General features: G+C 46.0%; 18 protein-coding genes. 17 read left to right on the top strand and 1 reads right to left on the bottom strand.

Features of this window, described 5'->3' with window-relative positions; all coding sequences use genetic code 11:
* Positions 1 to 202: 202 nt before the first annotated feature.
* Positions 203 to 1711 carry a cardiolipin synthase gene (cls, locus tag R50345_RS28160; RefSeq protein WP_042131396.1) on the top strand — a complete coding sequence of 503 codons (1509 nt, stop codon included), beginning with the start codon at positions 203 to 205 and terminating at the stop codon, positions 1709 to 1711.
* A gap of 68 nt (positions 1712 to 1779) precedes the next feature.
* Here cls and R50345_RS28155 read toward each other — a convergent pair whose 3' ends face one another.
* Entirely contained in the window at positions 1780 to 3309 is a 1530-nt protein-coding gene (locus R50345_RS28155) for a phospholipase D family protein (protein ID WP_042131395.1), read from the bottom strand.
* Positions 3310 to 3534: 225 nt separating this feature from the next.
* Here R50345_RS28155 and R50345_RS28150 point away from each other — a divergent pair, with 225 nt between their 5' ends.
* From R50345_RS28150 to R50345_RS28080, 16 genes are all read left to right on the top strand, one after another.
* The gene (locus R50345_RS28150) at positions 3535 to 4455 is read left to right on the top strand and encodes a MerR family transcriptional regulator (RefSeq protein ID WP_042131394.1); all 921 of its coding nucleotides are present in this window, start codon (positions 3535 to 3537) and stop codon (positions 4453 to 4455) included.
* Between the two features lie 197 nt (positions 4456 to 4652).
* Positions 4653 to 6197, top strand: a complete 1545-nt coding sequence (locus R50345_RS28145; RefSeq protein ID WP_042131393.1) for a phytoene desaturase family protein — start codon at positions 4653 to 4655, stop codon at positions 6195 to 6197.
* Positions 6194 to 7657 (top strand): phytoene desaturase family protein, encoded by a 1464-nt coding sequence (locus R50345_RS28140; RefSeq protein ID WP_042131392.1) that lies wholly within the window; start codon positions 6194 to 6196, stop codon positions 7655 to 7657. The genes R50345_RS28145 and R50345_RS28140 overlap by 4 nt, the downstream gene beginning before the upstream one ends.
* The gene (locus R50345_RS28135; RefSeq protein WP_042131391.1) at positions 7650 to 8522 is read left to right on the top strand and encodes a phytoene/squalene synthase family protein; all 873 of its coding nucleotides are present in this window, start codon (positions 7650 to 7652) and stop codon (positions 8520 to 8522) included. The genes R50345_RS28140 and R50345_RS28135 overlap by 8 nt, the downstream gene beginning before the upstream one ends.
* Entirely contained in the window at positions 8523 to 9299 is a 777-nt protein-coding gene (locus R50345_RS28130) for a carotenoid biosynthesis protein (protein ID WP_042131390.1), read from the top strand. It abuts the gene before it with no gap.
* On the top strand, positions 9268 to 10005 hold the full coding sequence (locus R50345_RS28125; protein WP_042131389.1) for a lysophospholipid acyltransferase family protein: 738 nt from the start codon (positions 9268 to 9270) through the stop codon (positions 10003 to 10005). The genes R50345_RS28130 and R50345_RS28125 overlap by 32 nt, the downstream gene beginning before the upstream one ends.
* The gene (locus R50345_RS28120) at positions 10002 to 11162 is read left to right on the top strand and encodes a glycosyltransferase family 2 protein (RefSeq protein WP_042131388.1); all 1161 of its coding nucleotides are present in this window, start codon (positions 10002 to 10004) and stop codon (positions 11160 to 11162) included. Before R50345_RS28125 ends, R50345_RS28120 begins: the two co-directional genes overlap by 4 nt.
* A complete protein-coding gene (locus tag R50345_RS32365) occupies positions 11159 to 11392 on the top strand; it encodes a phytoene desaturase family protein (RefSeq protein ID WP_331281345.1) in 234 nt (77 codons plus the stop codon). The genes R50345_RS28120 and R50345_RS32365 overlap by 4 nt, the downstream gene beginning before the upstream one ends.
* A gap of 6 nt (positions 11393 to 11398) precedes the next feature.
* Positions 11399 to 12634, top strand: coding sequence for a phytoene desaturase family protein (locus R50345_RS28115; RefSeq protein ID WP_331281377.1), 1236 nt, complete (start codon positions 11399 to 11401; stop codon positions 12632 to 12634).
* A gap of 219 nt (positions 12635 to 12853) precedes the next feature.
* Entirely contained in the window at positions 12854 to 13885 is a 1032-nt protein-coding gene (gene fni, locus R50345_RS28110) for a type 2 isopentenyl-diphosphate Delta-isomerase (protein WP_042132542.1), read from the top strand.
* A 41-nt stretch (positions 13886 to 13926) separates the two neighbouring features.
* Entirely contained in the window at positions 13927 to 14397 is a 471-nt protein-coding gene (locus R50345_RS28105; RefSeq protein ID WP_076119026.1) for a GNAT family N-acetyltransferase, read from the top strand.
* 161 nt (positions 14398 to 14558) lie between these two features.
* Positions 14559 to 15914 (top strand): S41 family peptidase, encoded by a 1356-nt coding sequence (locus R50345_RS28100; protein WP_052414763.1) that lies wholly within the window; start codon positions 14559 to 14561, stop codon positions 15912 to 15914.
* Positions 15915 to 16056: 142 nt separating this feature from the next.
* Positions 16057 to 17157 (top strand): redox-regulated ATPase YchF, encoded by a 1101-nt coding sequence (gene ychF, locus R50345_RS28095; protein WP_042131387.1) that lies wholly within the window; start codon positions 16057 to 16059, stop codon positions 17155 to 17157.
* Between the two features lie 234 nt (positions 17158 to 17391).
* Complete coding sequence (prfA, locus tag R50345_RS28090; protein ID WP_042131385.1) at positions 17392 to 18465, top strand: peptide chain release factor 1; 1074 nt, start codon at positions 17392 to 17394, stop codon at positions 18463 to 18465.
* Complete coding sequence (gene prmC / locus R50345_RS28085; RefSeq protein WP_042131383.1) at positions 18458 to 19456, top strand: peptide chain release factor N(5)-glutamine methyltransferase; 999 nt, start codon at positions 18458 to 18460, stop codon at positions 19454 to 19456. Before prfA ends, prmC begins: the two co-directional genes overlap by 8 nt.
* Positions 19457 to 19596: 140 nt before the next feature.
* Positions 19597 to 20781 carry an FtsW/RodA/SpoVE family cell cycle protein gene (locus tag R50345_RS28080; RefSeq protein WP_042131382.1) on the top strand — a complete coding sequence of 395 codons (1185 nt, stop codon included), beginning with the start codon at positions 19597 to 19599 and terminating at the stop codon, positions 20779 to 20781.
* Positions 20782 to 20894 lie beyond the last annotated feature (113 nt).

Here is a 20894-nt window from a genome sequence, read left to right as displayed (position 1 = left end):
TACCCAGTTCTATAATTGACTAATTGGTCAAAATAATTATATTCGATCCATCCTGTCATTACAAATTTCAGATCAGAAGGGTTACAGTTTTGTTGTAAATAGATTTTTACACAGTAATTGTCTAGGAAGATATAGGTTCTTCATGTAATATATAAATGTGTCATTTTGGTGTTGCTTGTATGAATAAGAAGGTAGGTACAATATGAGAAGAGGACTTCAATCTATAATTATTATTGGGGCTTTCATAGCATTTTATTATTTTGGTTTTGGTATTTTTGGGAGTACTGCTGGAACGATTATTAGTATTTTCTCCACACTGACCGTCATTTCGATTAGTTTGGCTATTTTTATGGAGAACCGTAATCCTTCTACCACAATGTCTTGGATTCTTTTGCTTGCGTTGATACCGGTGCTAGGTCTAGTCTTCTATTTTTTATTCGGACAGAACGTGTTTAAACGCCGTAAATATGATAAAAAAGCACAACGAGATCTTATGGCCTATGAGCGGATTGAGAATGACGCCTTACGCACGCATCAAGATTGGTCGGTCTTTGATCCCTCGCGCCAAAAACTACTGCTATTATCCAAGACCTTAGCGCGCACTCCGATTTCCTTTGCTTCAGAGACGCGTATACTCACCAATGGTGAAGAGACGTTTGGGACATTACTGTTAGAGTTGCGACAAGCTAAACACCATATACATATGGAGTATTACATCTTCCGTGCGGATCATATTGGAACGCGTATTCAACAGATTTTGATCGCGAAGGCACGCGCGGGTGTGTCAGTTCGATTCATGTATGATGCAGTAGGTAGCTTTCAGCTTTCCAGAGCCTTTTTGAAAGAGATGGTTGATGCTGGGGTACAGGTGGCTTCATATGGTAATTCCACCTCCTTTTTCTCTAGCCGGGTGAATTACCGGAATCACCGAAAAATTGTCGTCATCGATGGCGATGTCGGGTTCATGGGTGGACTCAATGTGGGGGATGAATACTTAAGCCGCAGCAAAACTTATGGATTCTGGCGCGACACCCATATGTTGATTAGAGGCGAAGCGGTACGGACGATGCAAATCATTTTCTTGCAAGATTGGATGCATACTACGGGTGAAAAAATACTGGAGCAGGATTATCTCACGCCACAGCTACACTTCATGACAGGGGACGGAGCAGTACAGATTATTGCGAGTGGACCGGACAATGAGCGCCGTGCACTCAAAAATATATTCTTCTCCATGATCACTTCTGCTGAGAAATCAGTATGGATTGCCAGCCCTTATTTCATTCCGGACGAGGATATCCTAACTGCGATCCGTGTAGCAGCCATATCCGGTCTAGATGTTCGCTTGTTATTCCCTGCTAAGCCGGATAAATGGATTCCGTTTCTGGCTTCGCACTCCTATTTCCCGGCATTGCTGGAGGCTGGAGTGAAGATTTATGAATACGAAAAGGGCTTTATACACTCTAAGCTTTTAATCGTGGATGGTGAAATAGCGACTATTGGTACGGCAAATATGGACATGCGGAGCTTCCATCTTAACTTTGAGGTTAACGCATTACTGCTTCAGGCAGAGAGTGTTACACGAATCGTTGCTGATTTTGAACGGGATTTACTGTCTACCACTCAGATTGTGCATGAGACCTTTATGAATAAACGCATGGTGGTACGTATACTGGAATCTGCCGCCAGATTAATGTCCCCCCTGCTATAACTTCATTACAAGCTAAACCACCGCAGAGAGTGTTGCCTTCTCAACGGTGGTTTTTTTATTTTTTTCGCTTAAAAGGTAGTAAAGCCCAGGTTAGTCTGCAGCCGGAACAGGATGTACTTGAACCAGGTCACATCGCTCTGATAGGCTTCAAAAGGCAAAGTGAATGCATGCCCCTCGTTATTCCACAATCGATTGAAGTAGGCTTCCATTTCTGTGAACAGCGGCTGATCCCGCTTCATAGAAATCCACAGATCATTCTCCAGATTGTAGTCATCTAGATTGCGTGTGGTGAAATTGGTAGAACCGCCAAGAACGATGGAGCTCTCGGTTTGTTTGGCAATAAAGAGCAGCTTCGGATGATATTGCTCTTTGGTTGTATTGTACCAACGAATAGAAATTTCACCGTTCGTGCGTTTGTTCAGATCCATGGCAACCGGACGGTTGGGGATCCCGATTTTATCACGCCCGAAGGCGTTCTGATTTGGATCCAGGATTAGGTTTACCTTAGCCCCGCGTGATGTAGCCTCTACCAACGCATCCAGAATGGCATCGTCAGCAAGATAGAACATCCCCATCCATACGGTATCCCCCTTCCGGGCGGACCTAATGCCTTGCAGCGCATATTTGTATACCTTTCCTTCAGTTAAATAGCGAACTTCTAGAGCTTCCGCTGAGGGTAGGTTTTTTTCTTGGGTGAAATTGGGCTTATGAAGTAGCAATGGCCCTGCATCTGAAAGATTGGCTGCTGCCTGCTCGGTCTGGAGAATATCAGCAATAATTGGACCCTGTACCTCCAGAGCAAAATTGGAGTGGTAGGCGCTGGCATCGTGAACATTTCCAGAGGAAATTAGTGCGGTGTTCTCACTAACAATCACTTTACGATGGTTCGCCTTTACATTGAGCAGCTTCAGATAAGATCGAGCGGTAATATCCGGTCCACCACTGGCCATAAGATTAGGGATAAAGCCTTTACCGGATTGTCCGAACCATTGGATGAAGGTGCGCCAGAAGGCTGAATATGCAGGTGTAGAATCTCGCAGCGCATTAACATCGGTCATGATGACTCGAATCCCTACGGCCTTCATTTCTTCTAGAAGATGATTGGGCGCTGAGTTGTAGTTAGTATTGACCTCATCGGTGATGAAGACAATCTCCATTTCTGGATAGGTTTGCTTTTGTGAGATTAACTTATCAGTCAGCATTCGACTGACTGGAGGAAATGACTGATCCTTATGGGTATAATCATTGAACAGAAACAGGTCAATGACTAAGAACTCCCTTGACTCCTCGACGATCTGTAGAATTCTCGGAAGAATTTCACTCTCCTGCTTACCTGTGTCCGTCCCGTCTGGATAAGTTAGATCATGCCAGAAGGATACATTATTCACTTTGTATATGGGACTTTCATAGGAAATCCCTGCGGGAAGAGGTTTATGTGTCTGATATATCATTACGCCGATTAACCAGAGAATTAGAATGACGCAAGTCCATATCACTCGTTTGCGGCGTCGTGAAGAGGTGCGTTTTTTTTGATCTAAAGCATGGGTTATATTTTGAATCGTTTGCGGCTGAACGGGTTGTTCACGATCTGATGTCATCGGAAGTTCCTCCTGAAATTATTGCAGAGCACTTCCTTAGGGTTGCTATGCTCCGGTGTGTTACCAACCTATTAACACCTAGTGGAGAGAAATGAAGCAGTTTCCGTATCATAACGTCTAATGACATAACACATTGGCTTATGTATAATGAGTGTGAAAGATTTGTATAATGTTTATGATTGCGAATTTGGGCAGTTGCATTAGGGAAAGTGAGTGAGTTCTATCATGTATTCCATCAAACAGGTTGTTGAAATGCTGGATATTCCTTCCGTGACGCTCAGAGCTTGGGAGAATCGGTACCAGGCGGTTACACCTGAACGTACCGAATCCGGGTACAGACTGTATAGCCATGAGAATGTCGAGGATCTGCGCTGGCTGAAGGAACAGACCGAGCAACAAGGGGTAAGCATATCGCATGCTGTTCGAATGCTGAAGGCTCGTAAAGAAAAACAACTGGATGATAGACTTTCAGTCGCAAGCGGAAATACTCAGGATGCTTTTGAGAAAATGAAAGAACAAATATACAATGCACTACATGACTTTCAGGGAGAGCGAGCTAATGCCTTAATTGATTTTGGTTTATCTCTTTATGGTTATGAAGCAATGTTCCATCAGGTACTTGTGCCAATCTTGATACAAGTAGGCGATGCCTGGGAAGCTGGCATAGCAACGGTAGCGCAAGAACATTACACCACGCATATGATCTCCAACCGGTTCTATCAAATATTCCACGTATTCCCCGTTTACTCCCATTTGCCGAAAGTGCTGGCTTTCTGCCCTGCAGGAGAGCATCATCAAGTCGGGCTGTTGTTATTCGCCTTGTTTTTGCGCAAAAACGGAATGGAGGTTATCTACTTAGGAGCAAACACGCCTGAGGAAGGGATCATCTCGATGCTGGAACAACAAAGTCGGGTAGGCTTGATTTGTCTGTCGATTACGGATAAAGATTTGATACCCTTTAGTGAGGAACTTATAGAGCGGCTAAGAAAGGTATGTCCAGGGGCTAAATTCCTCGTGGGTGGCAAGGGCTATGAAAGAGACCCTTCTTTATCTAAAGCGGATTATGTGATGACAGAACCTGCGGAACACTGGCAAGCGTGGTTTGATCATGTGTTTACAAGTATGAAGATCAAGAAATCCCTCTGATCAAGAAAACAGATATATAAATAGGAGTCTGTACTATCACTTTCGGGTGATATGGCAGGCTCTTTTTTTATTGAAAAAGGAGGGATCCTACAGAGTTATTTACATAGCTGTATAAACACTGTATGATATTTGTATAGTGTTTGTATGATTTTTGTATAATGTTTAATTAACATATAATGCTGTGAAGGAGGGAACGTATGAGCAGAAGAAACACAGCTAGGGTTGCGGTGGTTGGAGGAGGTCCGGGAGGGCTTGCTGCTGCTATGCTCCTAGCTGCTGACGGCTATGATGTCGCAGTTTATGAGAAGCAGGAGGTTGTTGGAGGTCGTTCAGGTGAACTTCGTCTAGGTGATTACCGATTTGATCGTGGAGCTACATTTTTAATGATGCCGCATTTGCTCGAAGAGTTATTTGCTACCGCGGGACGATCCCTGAAAGATTATGTGAATTTGAAAGAGCTTGACCCGCTTTATTCGCTTCATTTTGGAGAGACCGTATTTACCCCTTCTACGGATCAAGAGTGGACCGCCGAAGAGATAGAGAAGTTGTTCCCCGGAAACGGTAGTGGATATAAACGATTCATGGCTGAGGAACAAGATAAGCTGGAACGGGTAATTCCGCTGCTGCAACGGCCTTTTCAATCTGTAGGGGACTATGTCAAAAAGGATGTCCTACATGCACTGCCCAAACTGCATGCAACCGACACTGTATATAACAGACTTTCCAAATATTTTGATGATGAACGTCTGAGGTTTGCTTTTGCATTTCAGGCTAAATATTTGGGGATGTCGCCGTGGGAATGTCCGGGTACCTTTACGATTCTTTCTTTTATGGAGCACCGATATGGACTGTATCATCCCATTGGTGGAATTAACCGTGTGCTAACGGCAATGGCAAAGATTATTTCGGAGTACAGTGGAATTGTACATACTTCTTGCGGAGTAAAGCGAGTCTTGGTACAGAACGGGCAGGCGTGTGGTTTATTGCTGGAGAATGGAGAGAAAGTAGAGGCCGATTATGTGGTGCTGGGAGCTGATTTTGGTTCAGCTATGACACAGTTATTCGAGCCTGGTATTCTAAAGCGTTATTCACCAGATAAAATATCGCGTAAGCGGTACTCCTGTTCTACAGCCATGCTCTATTTGGGAGTAGACGGAGCTGTTGAATTGGCTCATCACTCCGTTCATTTCGCTGACGATTATCGGCTCAATGTAGATGAGCTCACACGGCTTGGCAAGCTTTCCGCGGACGCATCGATATACGTTCATAATCCCTCGGTGCTAGATCCCACGTTGGCCCCAGCAGGCAAATCTTCTCTTTACGTGCTGATGCCAGTGCCCAACCTGACGGCTGATATTAATTGGGAGCAGGAGGGTGAACTGGTCAAGCAAGATATGATGGAGCGTCTGCAGCGTATTCCAGGTCTAGAGAATTTGCCTCAGAGAATAGAGGAGAGTTTGTTCTTCTCGCCACTGGATTGGCGGAACAAGCTGGATGTATATAACGGTGCAACGTTTAATTTGGCTCATAATCTCGGGCAGATGATGTATATGCGGCCTCATAACACCTTTGAAGAGGTGAAGGGAATTTGGTTGGTTGGCGGAGGAACTCATCCCGGAAGTGGTCTTCCGACGATATTTGAATCGGCGAAAATTAGTGTGGCTCTGCTGAAGGAGCAAGACCGTGCAGCTAGATCTAAGGTCGTATCCACAGGATTCGCCGGAACGGGAGCTTCATTATGAGTCGGGTTGCTATTGTGGGCAGCGGCATAGGCGGTCTTACAGCAGCACTTCTGCTAAGCAAGCGTGGGCAGGAGGTTACGATGTATGAACGTGCACCTCGGGTTGGTGGACGTGTGGCTTTTGAAGAGAATGGCCGTTACCGGATCGATCAAGGACCAACAATTGTACTACTACCGGAGATGCTGCTGAGCATTCTGGAAGAGGGCGGCCTACCACCGGAGAGTCTGGAGTTGCTACGGTGCGATCCTCTCTACCGTGTTCATTTTAAGAGTGGACGTACCTTGACCAAAGTGAATGGAATAGAGGCGCAGGCAGCTGAGATCGAGAGGTGTTTTCCCGGTGAAGGGCAAGGATTCATTAGATTTATGAAAGAGATGTCGGGTCTGTATCCCTTAGGGAAAGCTTCTTTTCTGGAACGGGGCTTCAAGACTCGCAGGGATTTCTTCAGCGTAAAGAATTTGAGGCTAATGGTTCGTTTACGCGCCTATAAGAATCTTAGGGCCGCAGTTGGGCAGTATTTTCGCAGTGATGAGTTGAAGGATGCCTTCTCACTACAGAGTCTATACATTGGTGGAGCGCCTTTCCGCACTCCGGGTCTTTATACAATGCTTCCTTATGCAGAGCATGCCTTTGGAGTCTGGATGCTGAAGGGAGGATATGGGGAGCTGCCTCGAATCATTGCACGAGAGCTAGAAAGACGCGGAGTGTGCATGCACACAGGTACGGAAGTAGAGTCACTGCTGGTGGATGGTGGCAGATGCCACGGAGTTGTTGTTCGTGGACAAGAGATAGCTTACGATGCTGTGCTCTATAACGGTGATTTTCCACACTTGTCCAATCTTTTACCTGAAGTTAAAGGGAGAGAGTACCGTAAAGATTTCATGCCTTCATCAGGTTGTCTGCTCATCTATGTAGGAGTATCCAAGCAATGGGAGGAGTCGCTGACACACCAGTTTTTTCTTCCTGATTCCTTGAATAAGAGCTTGCGTGATTTATTTGATCGCAAGAGCATCCCTGATAAACCTTCCTATTATGTGTTCAATCCAGTGATGCTCGATGATACGGCGGCTCCTGAAGGAGAAAGTGTACTTTATTTTCTCGTCCCAGTACCTGCCGGTGAAGAGATAGATTGGAATACGGCTGCAGAGCCCTTGGCTTCACAAGTCCTGGCAGACGCCGAAGAGCGTGGTTTTCCTGGGCTTGCTGCTCATACTGTCTGGCGAAAAATTCGTACACCGGCTGATGCTGCCAAGGAAGGTTTGTTCGGCGGTGGAAGCTTTGGGATCGCACCCGTGCTGTCACAATCCGGTGTGTTTCGACCTCAGTCTAAGCCCTATAATATTGAAGGTTTATATGCTGCTGGTGCATCTGTGCATCCTGGCGGCGGCGTTCCTATTGTTATGCAGGGCGCTAAATTGGCAGTTCATGAACTGATGAAGGAGATGAACATACATGAATGAACAAGTATTACAGAAATGTGAGGAAATGATCAGAAAGGGTTCTTCTTCGTTTTACAGGGCATTTGATGGCTTGCCTAGTCCGCGACGAGAGGCGGTGCATGTAATCTATGCCTTTTGCCGCCTAATAGACGACAGTGTAGATGAGCCGGAGAAATCACCTTATACGATTCATGAGCTCCGAAATCATTTCCGAAACTTAGAGCAAGCAGAGGGGCATTTCATCTGGCCTGCACTACGTTGGTTGCTGCATCATTTTCCTCATTTGGATAAACAGCCGTTTCTGCTACAAATGGAAGGTCAGGTAAGCGATCTTTCCTTCACTCATTATGAGACGCTGGAAGAGCTTCTATCTTATTGTTATCTCGTAGCAGGTACCGTAGGAGAGATGCTGCTCCCTGTATTGAGAGAGGACAGAGGCGATGAAGCGCAGGAAGCAGGGATCGCTCTTGGTATTGGTATGCAGATCGTAAATATTATCCGTGATGTGGGTGAAGATCTAGAGCGTGGAAGAAGGTATATACCTTTGGAAATCATGAGAAAGAACGGGTACAGCCAGCAAGAGCTGGAAGACGGAGTGGTTAATGAGTGTTTTGTAGCTGTATTGCAGGATCTTAGAAGAGAGGCACTGCTGTGGTTTGAGAAGGGGCTTAATAATGTGGATACTTATCCCCCAGAGAGTGGGATGGCAGTAGAATTGGCCGCCGCCTTTTATGCAGGTATTCTCGATGATGTAGCCGCAGGCAATTACGATGTATTTCGCAGGCGTGCCTATGTGAGTGATGAGGCTAAGCTTCGTATGTTCCATCGTACCGCTATGCGTTATGCCCCAAGTTTGGGAGGCAAGGGCAGAACGGCGGTGTACTAAATGATCCGAATAGTATTCTGGGTATGGTATTTTATTGGAGCGCTGTTGTTAATATGGCTTGGCATTCCTGAAAGTTTACAATTTTCGAATGGTCTATTTCTTATTTTTTATGCTGCTTATTCTGCAGATTTAATTTACAAGGGGTTGAAGCAGCCAATAATGTCTGACCAGTCAGTCATAAGAAAGTGCAAGCCTACTATATGGGTCTCGGCTATTCTTATCTGGACCTTAGGTATGTCCGTTGAGTGGATTGGCGTTCATTCTGGAAAGCTGTTTGGTACTTATGATTACTCTGATATTTTAGGTCCGCTGCTATATGGGGTACCTATTACCTTAGGCTTTGCTTGGATTGCCGTGATATACAATGCTACTTTAATTAGTTACGATTTCGGACTTAGGGGATTACAATTACGGCTGGCAAAAGCACTTCAGATTGGGTTTTGGACTGTACTGCTGGACCTCGTATTGGACCCCGTTGCTCATGCTAGAGGCTTCTGGCATTGGGGTAGCAGTGGAGGATTCTATGGTGTGCCTTGGAGCAATTTCGTCGGATGGTTCATCGTAGGGATGATCTTATCCCTAACGCTAAATAATGTTAAGAGTACTAGTTTGTCTGCTCGTAACGGGACCCGTTTATATCAAGCCATATTAGTTTTATTTGGAACCATTGGTCTGCGTGAAGGCTTGCTGCTCTGTGGAGTTATTGCTGTGCTAGGGGCGTTACTTGCTGAAGGGAGCTTGCGTTATGTTGGAAGCCGTCAAACACAAAGGGTTTGATAAGCTGTTCTATCATTACAATCGGCTTTATTTGATTCAGAGACATTTCCGTTATGTTGGGGTCGCTGGACAATTGCAGCCAAAATCTGCGGGAGACAGACCTATTCTATATATTATGAATCATAGTTCTTGGTGGGATGGATTACTGGCTTACCACGCAGCGAGAACCATGACTAGTGGAGAGCACTTTTTCATGATGGAGGAAGAGCAGCTGCGGAAATACGCTTTCTTTCGCAAGCTCGGTGCCTATTCCATTAATCGGCATAACACCAGTGATATCAGTGCTTCGCTCCGTTATACGGCTAGGTTACTACATAAACGAGGGAATATATGGATATATCCAGAAGGGGAAATTCGGCCGCTGGAGCACCGTCCATTAAAGTTGCAGGCAGGGGTAGGGCTAGTACTTCGATTATGTCCAGAAGCACTTGTTGTACCTGTCACGCTTTATCATGGCTTGTTCCGGCATTCCAAACCGGAGGCGACGTTGTTGGCGGGCAATGCTATATCTCATCCGTGGCCTGCTATGGATCGCAACTGTATCACAAAGGAGCTGCAGGACGTGCTTAGAGAGCAATTGGATCATCACCGTTTGATGATGGTTAATAACGGGGGTTATATTCAGGGGGCCTTTACTCCACTCATGAAGCAAGGTAGATCTATTAATGAATGGTTTGATGTTGTGCGACTGCGGGGTAGAGGATGATTGTCTTTCTGCAGATCATTATTGGATGCCTCCTTCTTCAATATTTGTTTGCACTGTGGAATACAGCCCAGCTACCGAAGCTTGGAATATCGAAGTCGAAACATATCACTAAGGGGAGTAAGATTTCTTCTACGGAAGAATGTAATCGATGTGTGTCTGTACTGATACCGGCCCGTGACGAGGCTGACAATATAGGAGATTGCCTTGCTTCCGTGTTGGCCTGCAGAATTACGGGTTGGGACTTGGAAATTATTGTTCTGGATGATCGATCAAGTGACGAAACAGGCAGGATTGCCAGAGCTACAGGAGATGAGCGTGTTAAGGTTATGGCCGGAAGAGAGTTGCCAATTGGCTGGTTAGGCAAGTCTTATGCCTGCAATCAGTTAATGAAGGCAGCCTCTGGTGAGTGGCTGCTGTATCTTGATGCAGATATTCGGCTGAAGCCTGAAGCTTTGGAGAACGCTCTTGCCATGGCTGATGCTCAAGAAGAGGGTCTCATCACGGGATTTGCTTATCAGCAAACAGGTACTTGGCTAGAAAAGCTTGTGGTACCTTTAATGACCTTCACGATCATTTGTCATTTGCCAATACTCCTTGTCCGCACATCCCGCGATCCACGATTCGTAGCAGCGCATGGAGGATTCATGCTAGTTCACAGGAATAGTTATATACGCTGTGGTGGACATGCGGCGATTCGATCTGATCTCGTAGATGATATGGCCTTAGCCCGTGCAGTCAAGAAGGCTGGAGATCAGGTTACACTCGCCGATATTACGGACTATGCAGAAATGAGAATGTATCATAATGCCAGCGAGGTATGGAATGGCTACCGTAAAAATATTTATGCTGGATTGGGTCGCCGCTCTGTTATTCTACTGGGAATGTTAAGTTTGTATACGTTGTTATATGTATTTCCTTTAGCGGCGTTTATTTTCTTCAGTGTGACAGGTCAGGCTGCTGAGGCATCATGGGCGTTGTCGGCTAGTCTGTTAGGCATTGCTATTAAGCGGATTAGTGATGCGTCTGCCAGACAATCAGTATGGTTATGCTTGCTGATTTCTGTAAGTATCCTCTGCTTGGCAGTCATTGCAATTAGTTCTTGGTGGGGCAGTCGTTCGGGTCAAGGCTATGAATGGAAAGGAAGACGTTACTTATGAAATCAAAGGCAGTAATCATCGGTGCGGGATTCGGTGGACTGTCCTGTGCTGTAACCTTAGCCTCAAAAGGCTGGGATGTGACGGTGCTGGAACGCCAACAGAACCCTGGTGGTAAGCTGCAGCGGATTCAGATTGAAGGCTATACCTTTGACAGAGGCCCGAGCACGATAACAATGCCTCATGTATTCCGCTCACTTTATGAGCTTGCTGGTGCCTCCATGGAGGATTAGGTTGAAATTTATGAGCTGGAGCCACGTACACGCAATATTTTTGCTGATGGAACTATAGTGGATTTCTCGCGCGACCAAGCGTTTATGAAGGCTCAGATTGCTAAATACAGTTCAAGTGATGCGCTTCGTTATGATGATTTTATGGCTGAAGCTGCTGTGCTCTACCATCTCAGTGAAAAGCAGTTCCTAAATAAATTGCTATTGTCTTGGCGAGATAAAATGTCACTTCCTCTCTTACGGGATTTGCTTCGGGTAAGGCCTTTTTTAAGTCTGCAATCATTGCTGCTGAAATACTTTAGCCATCCTCATACCTTAGCAATGTTAGGTCGTTATGCTACCTACGTCGGATCTTCCCCGTTTCGTTCACCAGCTATTTTCGCCATGCTTGGATATGTGGAAAGTGTAGAAGGAGTTTATGGTGTGCGGGGCGGAACTTACAAGCTGGTCGAAGGTCTTACTGCACTGGCAGAAGGCTTAGGCGTTCGCATCATGAATGGGATTGAGGTTACGAATATTTCCGTGGTAAATGGAGTAGCCAAAGGTGTGGATACAACACATGGCTTCTATCCGGCAAAGACGGTCATTGCCGGAGGCGATGTGCTCAGTGTTAACCGTATGCTTGTCGAGGAGAACAGCCGTCCTTCCATGAGTGATCGCAAAATTGCTGCTTATGAGCCCTCCTTATCGGGTTATGTAACACTTGCAGGCGTTCCCCGTAAATATGAAGCTTTATTACATCACACCGTATTTTTCCCTGAACAGTATGAGACAGAATTCATAGATATTTTTGAACGCAAAATCCCTGCCAAGCAGCCAGCTGTTTATGTGTGCCATTCTGGATATTCAGAGTCAGGTATGGCTCCTGAAGGAGGCAGTAATCTGTTTATTTTAGCTAATGCACCTTATATGAATGAGGCCTGTGATTGGCGGACAGAGACTGCTTCCTATGGTAAAAGAGTACTCTCGGTGCTTGAGGGCCATGGAATTACAGGTTTGGATCAGGGAGCTGTGCTCCAGCATTATACACCACAAAATATCGCAGAGGACACACTGGCGCATAAGGGTGCGATCTATGGGATTTCCTCGAACTCGGTAGAACAGACCTTCTTCAGACCAAGCAACCGTTCAAGCGATGTTAAGGGTCTCTGGTATGTAGGGGGAACCACGCACCCAGGCGGTGGCACACCGATCGTTTCGTTATCGGGAAGGTTAGTCGGTGAGCATATTGCTAATCATGCGTAGAAGCTGATCTGTAGAATAATAGAGATGTGAATTTTAATCGCTAACCTCATATTGTAAATTCAACTGAAGGGATATGTTATAATAAGTGCAGTTTAGGATTAGGAGGAACGGAGCATGAATCATACGCCAGAAGAGGCCGTACCATATGATGCGAATAGGCAGTCTGGCGCGGATCATGGCAATGACCTACCGACTGTAGAAGGTTCAGACAAGTCTTTAATGCCTGCATCAAGGACAGGTGAACGCAAAATAGAACATGTACGTCTTTGTCTAAATGAAGAAGTCGGTGGCGTCGGTGTGACTACGGGGTTTGAACATTACCGATTTCGGCATAATGCTCTTCCAGAGCTGAATTTCGATGATATATCATTGCAGACTACGTTCCTGGAACGTGAGCTGCGAACACCGCTGTTGATCAGCTCGATGACAGGTGGCAGTAAAGCAACTGGAGCTATTAATGCTCGGCTGGCAGAGGCAGCGCAGCGTCGCGGGTGGGCGCTGGGTGTTGGTTCTGTGCGAGCAGCGGTGGAGCGCTCTGAGCTAACCGAAACCTTTTATGTACGGGATAAAGCGCCTGATATTCCGGTTATTGCTAATATTGGCGCTGTACAGTTATCTTATGGCTTCGGAGTGGAGGAATGTCGCCGAGCTGTGGATATTGCCGGTGCGGATTTTCTTGTTTTGCATCTTAATGGTCTTCAAGAGGTCTTCCAACCGGAAGGGAATACTGGTTTTGCGTCCTTGTTATCTCAGATAGAAAAAGTATGTCGTGCACTTGAGGTTCCTGTAGGTGTAAAAGAAGTCGGCTGGGGTATTGACGGTGATACAGCAGGGCGTCTTTATAATGCAGGGGTAGCCTTTGTTGATGTGGCGGGTGCAGGCGGAACATCCTGGAGTCAAGTGGAGAAGTTCCGCAGTGTAGATCCTATACGGCGCGCAGCGGCTGAAGCCTTCGCGGACTGGGGTACTCCAACCGCAGATTGCATTGCAGAGGTACGTGCTGTCTCCCCGAAGGGGGCTTTGATTGGCAGCGGCGGCTTGAAGCATGGAGTGGATGCGGCGAAGGCATTAGCCCTCGGTGCTGATTTAGCAGGCTTTGGACGTAATCTGTTAGGACCGGCAGTAGATTCTGAAGAGGCGCTCGAAGCTGCACTAGCTCAAGTGGAGCTGGAACTTAAGATAGCGATGTTCGGCATCGGTGCTCCCGATTTAGCAACTTTACGTGGGACTTCCCGTTTAATACGTAAATAGAAGGATGTAATAAATATAGAAGTGAGGAAGTGAAAAAGATAATGATTAAACTGGTCCATATGGATGAATCCGCTTTTCAATTTTTCTTAGGTCAAGCTACTCGTGACTATGCGGAAGATAAGATTAAAGCCGGTGCTTGGGATCCTGAAATCGCGATGAAGCTATCTGAGGAAGCCATTTCACAGTCTCTGCCCAAAGGGTTGAACACAGATGGTGCTTATCTATATTCTATAGTAGAGATAAGTAGTGATACTCAGGTTGGATATATTTGGTTTAATGTAAGCGAAGGCCGCGGTGGTCGAGAGGCTTTCATTTATGATTTCTACATTTTTGAACCGTATCAGAGCAAAGGTTATGGCAAGCAGGCTATGATCGCACTTGATGAGGAAGCCCGTGAGATGAACGTCACCAAAATCGGGTTACATGTCTTCGGTCAGAACAATCGTGCATTTGAGCTGTACAAAAAAATGGGATATACCGTAACCGACATTACGATGTCTAAAGATCTATAATGTTATTCATGGAGACCTCGAAGGAGGTCTTTTTTTGTTGCCCTAAAATTTGATGTAAATAATTGTGATAAATATATTTGAATTAGGATTAATAGAAAAATATGATTATTAAATAAATTCCTGAAAATGGATTATAGAAGAGTGTTAGAAGGGGGATTAAGGTGAGACCAAGGTTTGTATTACCAGCGGCTTTTTCTGTAGCTGCAATACTGTTACTGGTTAGTTGCAACCGTGGGGATTTGCCAGGGAAAAAGCAATTGGAGTCGGAGCAAGTTCAGGCAAGTCCGGTTGCGCCGGTAGTCTCTTCAAAGGTAGTGGAAGAACTGCCAGAAGCAGCAGTGTCTCCATTGACAGTGGAACAAAGATTAGAGGATTTTGATTATATGTGGAAGATTATTGAGGAGAACTACCCATTCCTAGAGGTAAATAAGCGTCTATACGGCGAGGATTGGCTTGCGAACAAAGAGGAGTACCGCAATAAAGTTGCAGCAGTGAAGACAGATGATGAGTTTTTTAGACGAATGAGATTCGTACTTAGCGGGTTAAATAATGGGCATACGAATTTTTTATCTAAGGAAGAATATCCATGGTTTCTAGAAAGTTATATTCGAGCAGGATTAGGTTCAGAGCCTTGGGTTAACGTGTTTCAGCAGTCTAACGTATTGGTCCGTTACAACCAGAAGCCTTTAACGGAACAACAGCAAAGCCCTAAAGAAAGCAATAACAATGTGAATAGTGGTGAGGCGGGAAGTAAGACAGGAATGACTTCCGGAAATGTTAAGAAAGTCATTATAGAGCCAGATCAAATAGCGTATCTAGGTACGCGAAGCTTTGCTGGCAATCTCATGGAGATGGATAGTTCTGAGATACGTGATTTTTTGATAGAAGTTAAAGATTATAAGACACTAATTCTAGATATCCGCGGAAATGGCGGAGGAAACAGTAGTTACTGGCGCAATAATATGGTTCCTCTACTGATTAATAAACCTATTACTTATAATACATATTCTCTTTATAGAGGAGGCGATTATTCCGAGGCCTTTATGCAGGCACGCCGGCTGACAGAAGGGTTACTACCTATTGCCAATATTAAAGACGAACAGATGCCAAATATACCGCCAGAAGCGACAACAATGTTTAGGAACTATAACAAAAATGTTGATATTGTAACCCCTTATCAATCTGTGGGATTCAAGGGGGAAATCTATTTGCTGGTAGATAGCTCTGTATATTCGTCCGCGGAAGGATTCGCCGCATTCGCCAAAGGTACCGGATTTGCTATGGTTGTAGGCGGGAAAACAGGGGGTGACGGTCTGGGGACAGATCCGCTAGTAGCTGCATTGCCGAATAGTGGTTATGTATTTAGGTTTTCCCTCCAGATGGGCCTTAACTCTGATGGAAGCTGCAACGAGGAAGTGAAGACGGTCCCTGATGTAGAGGTTGATCCCGATACCTCTAAACCTCTATTGGATCAGCCGGCGATTAAAAAGGTATTGGAACTTGCGGCTTCCCAATGAATGGGTGCGCTTGGATAAGGCTGGATTGACACATCTGCAAGACATCCGGTGTTGCTGGAGAATATGTTCTAATATATAATGGTTTAGATCGTATTACTTATTCGGATGATCAATTTAGCTGAAAATAGGAGTTGTCATATAAATGGCTTTGAAAGCGGGAATCGTCGGTCTTCCTAACGTAGGAAAATCCACATTGTTTAATGCAATAACGCAAGCGGGAGCAGAATCCGCAAACTACCCTTTTTGCACGATTGACCCTAACGTTGGTGTCGTTGAAGTTCCGGACGAACGTCTTGATAAACTGACTGAGCTGGTACAACCTAACAAGACTGTACCTACTGCTTTTGAATTTGTTGATATCGCTGGTCTTGTGCGCGGTGCGAGTAAAGGTGAAGGACTAGGCAACAAGTTCCTAGCTCATATCCGCGAAGTAGACGCTATCGTTCATGTCGTTCGTTGTTTTGAAGATGAGAACGTTACCCACGTGGATGGAAAAGTAAATCCGATCAGCGACATTCAGACCATTAATTTGGAACTGATCCTTGCTGACATTGAGAGCATTGAGAAGCGGATTGAGCGTTCCCGTAAGAACATCAAAGGCGGCGACAAGAAATACGCCCAAGAAGTTGAACTGCTTGAACGCGTCAAAGAAGTGCTCTACGAAGATAAACCTGCACGTAGTATAGAATTGTCCGATGACGAGAAGCTTATTATCCGTGATCTTCATTTGTTAACATTGAAGCCAGTGCTGTATGCAGCGAATGTAAGTGAAGAAGAAGTAGCAAGTGCAGAGGATAATCCTTATGTGCAGCAAGTGCGTGAATTTGCAGCAACTGAAGGTGCTGAAGTTGTTCCGATCAGTGCTAAAGTAGAAGCTGAAATTGCCGAGCTTGAGGGCGAAGATAAAGCGATGTTCCTAGAAGAACTTGGGCTAGAAGAATCTGGTTTGAACCGTTTGATCAAAGCGGCTTACAAGCTGCTAGGCTTGTATACGTATTTCACAGCAGGCGTTCAGGAAGTTCGTGCATGGACCATTCGTAAGGGAACTAAAGCGCCCGGCGCTGCTGGTGTAATTCACACAGATTTTGAACGTGGATTTATCCGTGCTGAGGTAGTGGCTTACGCAGATCTTGTGGCAGCAGGCTCTATGAATGGTGCGAAAGAACGTGGTCAATTGCGTCTTGAAGGTAAAGAATATTTGGTGCAAGACGGCGACGTTATGCATTTCCGTTTCAACGTTTAAGAGGACTGAAGCGTACTAAGGATATGAGGGTCATCTCAGTCGGTAGGGGTATCTACTGCTGGGATGGTCCTTTTTTTTAAATATAAGTCATTTATTATGGCATTTACGCGTACAGAACTGTAGCCATTTCACAATATCTTTGGTATAATATAAAGTCGTATATCTATTTTTATGACATATGTTTTAATCGCTTTATTTGCGAATTTGAAATTGAACTAGGAGAGGTGAATTCCCTTGTTGGACCGATTGCAATCCCTGGCGGACCGCTATGAGAAGCTCAGTGAACTGCTTTGTGATCCGGATGTTGCAAACGACAGTAAGAAACTGAGGGATTATTCCAAAGAACAATCAGACCTACAGCCTGCTTTTGAGGCGTATACTGAATATAAGAACGTAATGGAAGAGCTTGAAGCCGCTAAACAAATGCAAGGCGAAAAGCTTGATGATGAGATGAAGGAAATGGTCAAGATGGAAATTGACGACCTTTCCAAACGTCAGGTAGAGCTGGAAGAGCAAATCCGTGTATTGCTGCTGCCTAAAGACCCGAATGATGATAAGAACGTAATCGTCGAAATTCGTGGTGCGGCGGGTGGAGATGAAGCGGCATTATTCGCTTCCGACCTTTACCGGATGTACACCCGGTTTGCAGATTCACAAGGCTGGCGTGTGGAGTTAATGGATGTCAACGCGAGTGACCTTGGTGGATTTAAAGAGGTCATCTTCCTTATTAACGGCCGTGGTGCATACAGCAAGCTGAAATACGAAAGTGGTGCGCATCGCGTACAGCGTATCCCAGCAACTGAATCCGGTGGACGTATTCATACCTCTACTTCTACAGTATCGGTGATGCCGGAAGCTGAAGCATTTGAAATTGAAATCCATGATAAAGACATTCGTGTGGATACCTTCTGTTCAAGTGGTGCAGGCGGACAGTCTGTAAATACGACCAAGTCTGCAGTACGTGTAACTCATGTACCTACGGGCATTGTTGCTACTTGTCAGGATGGTAAGTCACAGAACTCCAATAAGGAAAAAGCACTACAAGTGCTTCGTGCCCGTATCTCTGATATGAAACGACAGGAAGAAGAAGCGAAGTATGCTGGTGAACGGAAGAGCAAAGTAGGTACGGGTGATCGAAGTGAGCGTATCCGGACGTATAACTTCCCGCAGAGCCGGGTTACAGATCATCGCATTGGCTTGACACTACACCGTTTGGAGCAGGTTATGAACGGAGAAATCACTGAAATTATTTCGGCTCTTTCAATTGCTGAACAAGCTGATTTGATGGATAGTATGGACAATGGATAATAATGCTTTGAACGATGGCGTATTTGTCATGTCGGAAGTGAAAAGCATCCGGGAAGCCTTTGCGGAGGCTTCTTCTTTTTTGAGCCAGAGCGGTTGTAATGAACCGCAGCGCAGTGCGCAATTGCTACTTGAGCATGTGCTTGGCTTGTCCGGAGCAGCGTATTACATGGTGCTGGCGGATCCTTTTCCAGCTGCGGTTAAAGAAGCGTGGGAGGCGGGAGTTACCCGCCGGAGTATGGGGGAGCCGGTGCAGTATATTATCGGCGAGCAAGAGTTTTACGGGCGTCCCTTTGAAGTGACGCCTGATGTTCTGATCCCGCGGCCAGAGACGGAGTTACTGGTCGAGGCGATTTTGCGGTACGGCGCGGAGCTGTGGCCGGATGGTATGGTTGCGCTGGGTGAAGCGGCGCAAGAAGAAGGCGCTGCTTCGTTAACGGCAGCGCAAGATCGTGCGGGCGACGCGGAAAGTGGACGCGCCGCACGGCCGCTGACCGCCGTCGACATCGGCGCCGGCAGCGGAGCGATCTCCGTCACGCTGGCGGCGGAAGCGCCGGCGTGGCGGGTCTGCGCCGGCGATATTTCGCCGGCGGCCTTGGCTGTGGCGAAGCGCAATGCGATGCGCTCCGGCACAGCCGTGGACTTTCGGCTCGGCGATCTGCTCGAGCCGTTCGCGGGGATGGAGACGGATATTCTCGTCTCCAACCCGCCGTACATTCCCGGCGAGGATATCGCCGGGCTGCAGCGTGAGGTGCGCGACCATGAGCCGCGCACTGCGCTGGATGGCGGGGCGGACGGGCTGGACCCGTACCGCCGGATGATGGAGCAGCTGTCGCTGCTCCCGGCACCGCCGCGCCTGATTGGCTTTGAACTCGGCTTCGGACAAGCCGAGCAAGTGGCCGAACTGCTTGTCGCGGCCGGCCATTGGAAAGAGATCATCACCATTAATGATCTGGCTGGAATTCCGCGTCATGTGCTTGGTATAGCACGATAATTCTGCATGCTATGCAGGGGAGTTCTGGTGCTCGGGTAGTGAAATTGTATTTTTAATCCGACTTCCTTTACAATAGAATTTAACCGGACTTCTTAGAGAACTATAAAAGAAAGCCCAGATTTAGAGTAGGGAGGCAGAACGTGCTTCAGAAGATTAAGAAGATTGATGGTGCTATCGTAGTCGTTCTGTTATTGCTCATGACTGTCAGCATCTTCGCCATATATAGTGTGACACATGGAAGAGAAAAGCTGGACGGACATCATATCCGTATGATGATGTATTATGCAATTGGCTTTATTGCTTTTATTGGAATGACCTTTTTAGATTACAGAATTTTAGTGAAATACGCGTTATATATTTATTTGTTTGGGATAGGTATTCTGGTCCTCGTAAGCTTTTTGGGAGAAACCAAGAATAATGCCCAAGGCTGGTTGTCCCTCCCTGGTGGACTGAGTCTTCAACCTGCCGAGCTATTTAAGCTGATATTAATTCTATTCCTGGCAGCTATGCTCGTCCGAAAGAATAAGAGTAAGCTCTTATTTTGGCGGGATGTTGTGCCGCTGGGTCTATTGACCTTATTTCCGTTCCTTATTGTCCTTACACAGAATGACCTTGGGAATGCCTTGTCTTACATTGTGATTCTTGCAGGTCTGTTATGGATTGGTAACATTAAGTACACTCATGCCTTAATCGGGCTAGTAATTGTAGCGAGTTCTGCGATTGCCGGCATTATGAGTTACATCCATTATCATGATGAAATTAAAACGTTCCTCACAGATATTGGCCGCTCACACTGGATCGAACGTTTCGACCCCTGGCTTGTTCCGGATAAAGCAACAGCGAAAGCTCTTTATCATACTAAAAACGCCAAACTGGCGATTGCCTCAGGTGGGATGAGTGGCGAGGGCTATATGAACGGCAGTTCTGTTCAGACGGATCGAGTGCCTTATACGTATTCGGACTCCATCTTTGTGCAGATTGCCGAGGAATTTGGATTCGTGGGTTCTGCGTTTGTGCTGCTACTATATTTTATCCTGATACACCGAATGATTCTGATCGCGCTGGAATCCAGAGATCGAGCGGGTCCGTTTCTGATCGTCGGTATTGTCGCGATGATGTTGTATCAGATTTTTGAGAATATCGGTGCGTTTATTGGCTTGATGCCGTTGACAGGTATCACGTTGCCGTTCATTAGCTTTGGGGGTACATCCCTGCTTATCAACATGGCCAGCATTGGACTGGTAATGAGTGTACGTCTGCATGGTCAGGATGTAGAGGAAGATTTGCCTAAGCCTACTCCTTATGCAGCTGCCAAACAGGTATAAACACGTAATCAAAAAACCGTCAGAACCTTATCTCTTATGGATAGGAACTGACGGTTTTTTTATAAATGAGGGTGTCCGTCCGCTGATCCGAAAGATGAATCTCTTAATTCGGA

This window comes from Paenibacillus sp. FSL R5-0345, assembly GCF_000758585.1.
Classification (GTDB): Bacteria; Bacillota; Bacilli; order Paenibacillales; family Paenibacillaceae; genus Paenibacillus_AQ.
Note: the sequence above shows the minus strand (reverse complement) of the source record. Positions and strands in the feature narration are given on the sequence as shown.